General features: G+C 43.0%; 2 protein-coding genes and 2 pseudogenes. All 4 read right to left on the bottom strand.

Annotated features, from left to right (window positions below):
• Positions 1-486 precede the first annotated feature (486 nt).
• The 4 genes and pseudogenes from NE664_02675 to NE664_02690 all read right to left on the bottom strand — a co-directional run bounded on the left by NE664_02675 (position 487) and on the right by NE664_02690 (position 7,128).
• Complete coding sequence (locus tag NE664_02675) at positions 487-2,121, bottom strand: flagellin (GenBank protein MCQ4725568.1); 1,635 nt, start codon at positions 2,119-2,121, stop codon at positions 487-489.
• A 552-nt stretch (positions 2,122-2,673) separates the two neighbouring features.
• The gene (locus NE664_02680) at positions 2,674-4,701 is read right to left on the bottom strand and encodes a glycosyltransferase (GenBank protein MCQ4725569.1); all 2,028 of its coding nucleotides are present in this window, start codon (positions 4,699-4,701) and stop codon (positions 2,674-2,676) included.
• 585 nt (positions 4,702-5,286) lie between these two features.
• Positions 5,287-5,550, bottom strand: a pseudogene (locus tag NE664_02685) (flagellin).
• Between the two features lie 1,158 nt (positions 5,551-6,708).
• A pseudogene (locus NE664_02690) lies at positions 6,709-7,128 on the bottom strand (flagellin).
• Between the last annotated feature and the right edge of the window lie 32 nt (positions 7,129-7,160).

The raw sequence follows: 7,160 nt of genomic DNA on the forward strand, positions 1-7,160 counted from the left end.
TGAATTACAACGGGGCAATCCTTCTCCCCGCCTGAAAAATAAGTTTATATTTTAATCGGCCCCGCCCGGATCCAAGGCTTTGCCGGTTAAAAGCGTTATATTTTATGTTCTGAAATAAACCCTTTAAAAATGATCAAATTTTATTTTCTAAAATATATATCGGTTTTTAAACAAAAATAATAATACAAATACAATTATTTTTTAATCTTTATTTTTACTTCGGAACGGCCAACACCCCGACATAATATAATTTTTATATCTTTATTTGCCAAAATAAAAAAGGCCGGCGTTACGCCGGCCTTTCATTGCTTTATACTTTATTTTGCATTGCCCGTTTATTATTTAAATCGATACGAATATATATATGTTGCTTGTTACTTTAATATAACCGCATCGATAATAAATATAAGTATTTTCCTTTATAACTTGCATTTGCCGCTTTAATTCAATTTAGCACGCCCGAAATGTCTAAGCATATCCGTTATATTACTGCAATAACTGGAGAACTCCCTGCGGAACTGTGTTAGCCTGTGCAAGCATTGCCTGTGCGGCCTGTACAAGGATATTGTTCTTCGTATATGCCATCATTTCTTCTGCCATGTCTGTATCGCGGATACGGCTTTCAGCGGCAGTCATGTTTTCTGTCTGAACGCCTAAGTTATTGATTGTATGGTCAAGCCTGTTCTGGATTGCTCCCAGATCGCCCCTCTGCGACGATACTGTGTTGATAGCCGTTTTAATCTTCGCTATTGCGTCAGACGCGCCTGTCTGTGTTGAAATATCGATTCCGTCTATGCCTAATGATTTCGCGCTCATGCTTCCTACGGTTACGCGTACTTTCTGATAGTCGTCGTTCGTATCCCCTACCTGGAGCATAAGGCCGCCGCCTTTGAATTCCACAGCCGGAGCTTTATTCCCTTTTGTAGTAGCCACAGGATCCGTTTCCGTAAAGCTTACCACAGAACCGTCAACTGCTGTTGTATATCCGTCTCCGTCCGCATTCTCAACGCCTGTTATCGCCGCTCCGACTTTCTGCGCGATTTCTTCCGCCGTTGCATTTTCGTCAAGTTCGATTACAGTTGCCCCGTCGATAGCGCCTTTTTCGCCTGTCTTAACAAATTCGTAAACTTTCGCCGCGTCCCCTTTGCCAACTGTGATCGATCCGCCGATAAGATCCGAACCGACCCTGCCGTCAAAGTCCATAGATACTTTGCCCTGTACGCCGTCTTTGCCGTCTACCTTTCCTATTGTTCCCTGCGTAAGCGTAGGAGCGCCGACAGTAACGTTTGTACCTCCGGCAAAGTTTGTTAAACCGTTAGCCGTTGCCGTAAGAGTTAATTTACCATTATTGTCGTCGGCAGTAACCTCAAATGTAATATCTCCATTTGTACCGTCGTTAAATTTAACGCCTACCAATTTATCCTTAACGGCTTTAGCAACTTCGTCGGCCGTCATATCCTTTGTTACGTCAATTTCAACATTAACCCCACCGACTGTATATTTAGCTTTTGCGCCTTCCGCTCCTGCCGTTGGGCCTGTAATCGCCTGGAAAGTAAGTTCAAACGAAGCCTTTGAACCTACCTGGCCTTCTATTACGTTTCCAACCGCAGCAGTACCGCCTGCCAGCTTATTATCGGGAGTGCCCGCATTTGTAACTACTGCCGCCACGCTGTCCGTTGTCGTAACTTTTGCGCCGCCGAGAGAACCGTCTAAAAGTTTAATGCCGTTGAAGTTTGCGCCTTCCGCAATCCTGTCGATTTCGTCGAGAAGGGAATCTACTTCCTTTTGAAGGTTAGCACGGTCTACGCTGTCGTCATATGTGCCGTTTGCAGACTGTGTCGCAAGCTCTACCATACGGTTAAGCATCGAGTGTACTTCCGTAAGGTTTCCTTCCGCCGTCTGAACGAGGGAAATACCGTCGTTCGCATTTTTCTGAGCCGTTTCGAGGCCTTTGATCTGCGCCCTCATTTTTTCTGAAATCGCAAGACCCGCCGCGTCGTCCCCGGCCCTGTTGATCCTGTAGCCCGATGAAAGCTTCTCGAGGTTTTTGGATAACGCGTTGTTGTTCCCGCTTAACTGCCTGTAAGAGTTTAATGCCGCAATGTTGTGTTGAATTCTCATAATTAATTTACCTCCTTGAATTACAACGGGGCAATCCTTCTCCCCGCCTGAAAAATAAGTTTATATTTTAATCGGCCCCGCCCGGATCCAAGGCTTCGCCGGTTAAAAGCGTTATATTTTATGTTCCAAAACAAACCCTTCAAAAATGATCAAACTTTATTTTCTAAATTATATATCGGCCTTTAGCCAAAAATAATAATACAAATATAATTATTTTTTAATCTTTCTTTTTTACTTTGTAACGGTTTAATCCCCGACATAATATAATTTTTATATTTTTATTTTCTTTATTGTATGAAATACAACTTTTATAGCCTTAAATATGGGATCAAATAAATTAATTAAGAGGATAGGCTGAATAAGCTCAAAAAACAGATATGAAACATAGCTATTTAAACTTTAAAATAAAGATAGTTCCCTGCAAAACCGCAAACGGACTGCCTAAAAAATATTCAGGCAGTCCTCTTTATATTGGGAATTAATGCAATAATTACATTCTTTCGCAATGGAAATTATATTTCCTACAATAACCTGTTTCAAATATCCCTTAAATTAAAGCTTTTCCGCTTTTTCTTTAAGCCTTAAAACGCCGCCGTCGCCGGGAATCAGTTTTTCAAGCTGTTCGAGTATACTTAAAGCCGCCTGCTTTTGGCCTGCCGCAATAAACTTCTCGGCCTCGGCTTTAACTTTTTCACCAAGCTTGTTAAACTCATCGGCGGCTGTCTGCGGGCGGTTCATTTCGTTTTGTATATCCTCAAGATAACAGCTTACGGCCTTTCCCATTTCAGGATATATATTAACCGCTTTCCTTAATATGTTTATACATTCCTTCGTATCCCCGCCCCGTCTTGCCTCAACGGCTTTTTCGATCCACAACAGGAATCGACATTCGGAAGGAAGGTTAACCCAATCCTCCTCGGCAAAAAGGTTCGGATGATAGTAGTTCCTGAAATAATGCAGGCCGCATGCGCAATACTCTTCAAGCATCTCGGCACATTCCCTATCGGTACCGAACATCGCCCTAATAAATATATATCTTTCGAGAGTTACTTCAAAGCCTTCTTTTTTCAGAGCGTTTTTTGTATACTGTGTTCCGGCAAGACCTTCTTTAAGCCCCAAAAGTTCATTTTCCGTAAGCTCTTTAAACGAGGAAACAATCCATATATCCCAGCCTTCCCTTGTTCCCTCCTGTAAAATAACCTCCTGATTCAGGCGGTTTCGGCCTGCCAATTTTAAAAGTGCGGAATTATACATATTCTTTTTAACCGAAATAACCGCCGCCTTATCATAAAACGGCTGCACGAGGGCAGGACCGAATTCCTCCTTTTCAAGGGCGCGGCACACAAGCACTTCCAAATCATCATCATATCTGAGCGCCGCTGTTTTTGAAATGATTACATTTCTGTATTTGGCATTGTTTTTAAGGAAGCTTTTCATAAAATCTATAAAATCTTCTCTATTGAGATTTTTCGGACTATACGCAATTTCCAAAACATCACCCAAAAGCAGGAAATCCCCCGTTTTACAGCATGCTTTAACCCCTATCTCGCAAAGAACCGAAAGACGTCCGTAAACCCATGATCCGTTAATTTCCATGTATTTGTATTCCAGCCCGGCTTTTTCATCCGCTTCAAATTCCTTAATACAGTCAATAGTCTTACGGCAGTATGCACATTCCGTTTCCGCACTGTTATTTTCACATGACGCTTTAAGGAGTATAAAATTTGCGGCCGCTTTATATATAGACGGTATGTCGCCGTACTTGTCCAAAAGCCCGCCGGCTTCCTTTAACGCGCCGTCTTTTTTGCTAAGGTATGCGGAAAGCGCCATTGTATATACGATCCAGCCGTATGCATTTACGTTTTCCTTCACGGGAAGGTTATTAAGCACATATTCTCCCGCTTTCCTGCATTCTTCAAGCTCGTTGTTCGCCCTGTATTCCTGTATCAGGTGGGACATAAGGCGCACGTCTTTAGGACTTATTTCCACCGCTTTTTTAAGGAGGGTTATATTGCGCGTATAATGCGCCTTCCGCTCTTCATCCGATTTATAAGCATAACCGAAATGATGTGCAAACGATGGCAGCGTAAATTTTTCACCTTTTGTATTTATTACCTTTTCATGAACAATGCCGCTGAACTTCACGCTATTATCAATCCTGAAAAGCCCGTCGCGGAAACTTACGGAATACTCCGCCATATCGGCGCCCAAATAATTATGTATTTCATATGCGGCCATTCCGTACTTTTTATATGTCCCGGATTTGAAAAAATCCAAAATACCGCTTACATCTTCAAAATACTCGTCGTCGTCAATATACATAAACCACTCGCCTTCGGCACATTCAAGCCCCGCGTTCCTTGCGGCGGAAAAATCGCCGCACCAATCAAACTTTACAATTTTATCGGCGTATTTCTCCACAACTTCTATCGAACCGTCATATGAACCCGTATCAACCGCAATAATTTCAGACGGAATACCCTCGGCAAGCGGCCTCAGCGATTCCATTAAACGGCCTATTGTGTCTATACGGTTTGAAACAAGAAAAGATATAGTCAACAGTAATTTATTTTCAGACATTAAACGTAACCTCCTGTTAAAATCTGCTGTTTACAGCTTTTTAAAAACGTCGGAAAGCGTCATACGGCGCTTTTAAAAATATATAAACCATAGACGGCGGCATCAATAAAAACATGTGTGCCCGCGCCGCCGGAACGGCATATGGCCTTTGGCATAAAATCACGCCTTTTTGCAGTCTAATTTTGCGTCATTTACGGTGCCTGCGAAAATAAACCTTATAAATTCAAAACGCCGCCTCACGAATATTGCCCACACCCTATATCCACAAATTAAAAACCGTTCCGTTAAATAGCACCCTTGCCGCAAATATCGAAACATCCCTCTTAGCATGCTCTGCGAAAGCTTGAGCGCACACATTCTTTTAAAATTATACCACATAATTAATCAGATAAAAAGCCGGCTTTTAAGCCGGCTTGGTTTATTGCTTGCCGAATATATCAATTAATAAACTGACTATATCCGGAATAAGAACAATATTTCATTATTTACATTGTAACAGTATATCTGCGGCCTGTAATTTACATTTACCGCCCTAAAGCAGTTTTATGGATTCAAAACAGGCAGTCGCATATTTATATATGTTAATTACTGCAATAACTGGAGAACTCCCTGCGGAACTGTATTAGCCTGTGCAAGCATTGCCTGTGCGGCCTGTACAAGGATATTGTTCTTCGTATATGCCATCATTTCTTCAGCCATATCTGTATCGCGGATGCGGCTTTCAGCGGCCGTCATGTTTTCTGTCTGAACGCCTAAGTTATTGATTGTGTGGTCAAGCCTGTTCTGGATTGCTCCCAGATCGCCCCTCTGTGACGATACTGTGTTGATAGCCGTTTTAATCTTCGCTATTGCGTCCGACGCACCTGTCTGTGTGGAAATATCGATTCCGTCTATTCCCAATGATTTCGCGCTCATGCTGTTTACAGTTACGCGTACTTTCTGATAGTCGTCGTTTGTATCGCCTACCTGGAGCGTAAGCCCGCCGCCTGTAAATTCTACGTCAGCCGCCTTGCTTTGCGCGCCCTCTACATCAGACGTAACTTTAATCTGAGTTTTCTTTCCGTCTGCATTTTCGGCCAATTCTACTTGGTAGCCTGTAAGCCCTGCTCCCGTAATGGCGTCGTTTACTTTCTGCGCGATCTGTTCCGCTGTATCCGTTTCGCCGATTTCAACTGCAACAGCGTCTTTGTTTACAGGTTTTTCCCCTGCTTTTACAAATTCAAATGTAAATTCCTTTGTGCCGTCATTTATTGTCAAATTACCGCCGATTATATCCGTGCCTACGCGGCCGTCAAAATCAATCGTTGTCGACGCCGCTGTTGCCGGTTCTTTTTCTGTTGCCGGCGTTTTAACTTTTGATGCTTTTACATTTTTTGGATCTTTCATATCCAAGGTAATTCCTTTAGCTTCAAGCTTAGCTGCTAAATCATTAAAATCTTTAAATTTGTTAGCGTCAGTCCCTGTTGCATTAGCGTCAAACGTATATGTCTGTCCGTCGATATCAAGTTTGTCGCCAACCTGAAGGGTTACTGTAGAATCGATTTTTCCACCGTCTGTTCCCGCTGCCTGAGTTCCTGCGGCAACAGTTGCATTTGTGGTCGTAATGCCTGTGATTTTTACTCCTGTATTTCCCGCAGTTACATTTTCTATATCAACTTTATCAGCACCGTTAATTACCGCGCCTTTAAAGTATTTATTTAAAGTACCATCGCCTTTTATAGCTGTGTCAAGAGCTGTAACGAAATCTGAAACATTTGTACCGGCCGGAGTTATATTTTTAAGTGTAACGCTCTGTGCCTTACCAGTTTCATCAGTAAAGTTGATTGTTACATCAGTCGCCGCATTTTGAACACCCTTAATTGCGCCTGACGTATATTTACCCGCCGTAGCAGCCGCTACCTGCTGACCGCCTAATGTAGCGTTTGTAATAGCCAGATTTTCAATTACTGCGTCATCATTAAAAACTGTATCCGTGCCTTTAACGCTTGAAACTTTCGCGCCGCCGAGAGAACCGTCTAAAAGTTTAATGCCGTTGAAGTTTGCGCCTTCCGCAATCCTGTCGATTTCGTCGAGAAGGGAATCTACTTCCTTCTGAAGGTTCGCGCGGTCTACGCTGTCGTCGTATGTGCCGTTTGCAGACTGTGTCGCAAGCTCTACCATACGGTTAAGCATCGAGTGTACTTCCGTAAGGTTTCCTTCCGCCGTCTGAACGAGGGAAATACCGTCGTTCGCATTTTTCTGAGCCGTCTCGAGGCCTTTGATCTGCGCCCTCATTTTTTCTGAAATCGCAAGGCCCGCCGCGTCGTCCCCGGCCCTGTTGATCCTGTAGCCTGATGAAAGCTTCTCAAGGTTTTTGGATAACGCGTTGTTGTTCCCGCTTAACTGCCTGTAAGAGTTTAATGCCGCAATGTTGTGTTGAATTCTCATAATTAATTTACCTCCTTGAATTACAACGGGGC

Origin of the sequence: Anaerotignum faecicola, from assembly GCA_024460105.1 — a bacterium.
Taxonomy (GTDB): Bacteria; Bacillota; Clostridia; order Lachnospirales; family Anaerotignaceae; genus JANFXS01.

Excerpts from the sequence above, each read along its gene's own strand:
- NE664_02675 (MCQ4725568.1), bottom strand. The coding sequence starts at position 2,121 with ATGAGAATTCAACACAACATTGCGGCATTAAACTCTTACAGGCAGTTA.
- NE664_02680 (MCQ4725569.1), bottom strand. The coding sequence starts at position 4,701 with ATGTCTGAAAATAAATTACTGTTGACTATATCTTTTCTTGTTTCAAAC.